The 1,814-nt window shown below is 45.2% G+C and carries 4 protein-coding genes; 2 read left to right on the forward strand and 2 right to left on the reverse strand.

What is annotated here, in order from left to right:
• Both GRP75_RS25925 and GRP75_RS25930 read left to right on the forward strand, forming a co-directional pair.
• On the forward strand, window positions 1–409 hold a 409-nt coding region (locus GRP75_RS25925; RefSeq protein ID WP_202404322.1), incomplete at its 5' end, for a 2-keto-3-deoxygluconate permease.
• Between the two features lie 164 nt (window positions 410–573).
• Window positions 574–927, forward strand: coding sequence for a hypothetical protein (locus GRP75_RS25930; RefSeq protein WP_160790763.1), 354 nt, complete (start codon window positions 574–576; stop codon window positions 925–927).
• 82 nt (window positions 928–1,009) lie between these two features.
• Here GRP75_RS25930 and GRP75_RS25935 read toward each other — a convergent pair whose 3' ends face one another.
• Together GRP75_RS25935 and GRP75_RS25940 are read right to left on the reverse strand one after the other, a co-directional pair.
• Window positions 1,010–1,492, reverse strand: a complete 483-nt coding sequence (locus GRP75_RS25935; protein WP_061829711.1) for a helical membrane plugin domain-containing protein — start codon at window positions 1,490–1,492, stop codon at window positions 1,010–1,012.
• Between the two features lie 12 nt (window positions 1,493–1,504).
• A partial coding sequence (locus GRP75_RS25940; RefSeq protein ID WP_272917244.1) for a molybdopterin dinucleotide binding domain-containing protein occupies window positions 1,505–1,814 on the reverse strand: 310 nt, incomplete at its 5' end.

Consider the following 1,814-nt stretch of genomic DNA (forward strand, 5'->3'; position numbering starts at 1 on the left):
AACGCAAGCTTTGATTCCATTTTTCGGTTTTGCACTTGGTTGTTCCATTGACCTGAGTGTCATTGTCCAGACAGGTATGCTTGGTATTTTATTAGGTATTTTTGTCATTATCGTTACAGGTATTCCACTGATTTTGGCGGACAAATATATCGGTGGTGGCAACGGTACAGCAGGAATTGCAGCCTCTAGTACAGCAGGAGCAGCAGTAGCGAACCCAGTCATTGTCGCCAATATCAAGCCTGAGTTCCTGCCTGTTGCGCAATCTGCAACGGCATTAGTTGCCGCTTCGGTCATTGTGACCTCGATTTTGGTACCTATTCTAACGGCATACTGGGCCAATTATATGAAACGTAAGGGGAAATCCCAAGGAGCAGGGCCTGTAAATCCAGGGACGAATGTACCTAAATGAGGATTTTGCAAAATCCTGAAATAAAGTTTGGATGATGATGCTCTCAACTTATGGATCTTTCCATTACCCGGGAAATGCTTTTGCAGTTATGCCTTCAATCCTAACATCACAAAACTTGTCCTAAAACGCTTCCGCAAACATACATATGTAAGCAGAGGAGCGTGATGGAATTGGAAAACAAGGTGCGTCGCTATTATCAGTTAAAGCAAAAGCAAAAAGAAATTGAAGGTGAACTGACTGATTTGCGTAATGACATTACCGCTCATTGTGCACAGCAGGAAGTATCAGATTGGGAAATTGGCAACTACCGAGTCAAGATTATACAGCAGCACCGCAAGGAATACGATCATACAAAGCTATATGATTCACTGCCTGATCCGCAGCTATGGCGCTTGTTTTCCAAGCCGGATACGTCGAAGATTGCCAGTTTGCTTAAGCTCAAGGTCATCGCAGAGGAGCAAATAAAAGATGCCGTTTCTCTTAAAACGGTGACGCTATTGCAGGTGGATAAAAAATAAATAAAAAGAGCTGCCCCCGTTTTCGGAGCCAGCTCTTTTTATTGTCTGTTGTTACTAGTCTTCCATCTTCACGCTCTATGAGCTATTTATCAGACAAACTTTTTCCCACTCCTTTGAGAAAATGAATGCCAAATCCCATTGCCCGGTTTACATCTGGATCATTCATCGCCTTCATAAGATCGCGCAGACGAGTCTTTTTATTCTGCTTTAGATGTTTATCGGCTTCGTTCAGGCCATTAGTAACACTGTTTGCCAGCTTTTTCATCAGCTCGGGGTCTACCTCAGACAGCATCCCTGCTGCTCCCATGAGATTATTGATGATGTTCGTCACAGGCTTACGCGTCGCTTGTCCTACAGCGATTTTGGCGATGCTTTCTTTAGCCTTTAGCATAGACTGAGCTGCTTCGAGAAGACCACTATCGTGCAGCTCACGTACGATTTCAAGTGTCTTCTGCAATGCCGCCCCATTGTCCGCCAGATCAGCAGTAAGCTGATCCAGCGATTGTTTTTGCCGTTCTTCTTCTGTCAAAATGCGTTTTCTCACAATTGAAATAGGCTTAGCCACGGCTTGACCTCCTTATTTTTGATCCACTAAATCGACGTAACCGGGACGATTCCACTTACGGCCCACTTCAACCCCATTTTGCGGATGACGCTTTTTGTAACGCGGATTGATACGTGGTAGTGGATTTTGACCGTCTACCTCCAAAATTTGCATCCGTACTTTGGCTTGTTTATAGGCCGGTGTACGGGTGACCACATCGAACGCTCCACCAGTTAACAGATTGACCGCACCATCATGGCTGGTAGAGTGCATCGGCACATAAATTTCAGTTCCCTGCACCCGGTCTGTAACCAGAACGCGTAGCTTGACCGCACCATAAGGG

Source organism: Paenibacillus sp. OT2-17 (genome assembly GCF_009827695.1).
In the GTDB taxonomy this organism is placed as follows: Bacteria; Bacillota; Bacilli; order Paenibacillales; family Paenibacillaceae; genus Paenibacillus; species Paenibacillus polymyxa_B.

Bases quoted from the DNA above. Each gene is read 5' to 3' on its own strand.
- GRP75_RS25930 (WP_160790763.1), top strand. From the start codon at position 574: ATGGAATTGGAAAACAAGGTGCGTCGCTATTATCAGTTAAAGCAAAAG.